Annotated in this window: 1 protein-coding gene; it reads left to right on the plus strand. The window is 71.4% G+C overall.

The annotated features are described in order from the left end of the window. Window positions 1-276: phosphoribosylglycinamide formyltransferase 2 (locus HKX41_11350; protein NNC24727.1), on the plus strand; the 276-nt coding region annotated here is incomplete at both ends.

Here is a 276-nt window from a genome sequence, read left to right on the forward strand (position 1 = left end):
ACCGCAGCCACGTGCTCGACATGCTCGACGGCCAGGCCGTGCGCGCGCTGATCGCGGCCGAGCGGCCGAACCTGATCGTGCCGGAGATCGAGGCGATCCACACCCAGACCCTGGTCGAGCTGGAAGCCGAATTCGCCCGCAGCGGCAGCGACACCCGGGTCATCCCGACCGCGCGCGCCGCGCGCCTGACCATGGACCGCGAAGGCATCCGCCGCCTCGCCGCCGAGACCTTGCAGCTGGCAACCTCGCCGTACCGCTTCGTCGACACCCTTGAGG

This window comes from Salifodinibacter halophilus (genome assembly GCA_012999515.1).
Classification (GTDB): Bacteria; Pseudomonadota; Gammaproteobacteria; order Nevskiales; family Salinisphaeraceae; genus Salifodinibacter; species Salifodinibacter halophilus.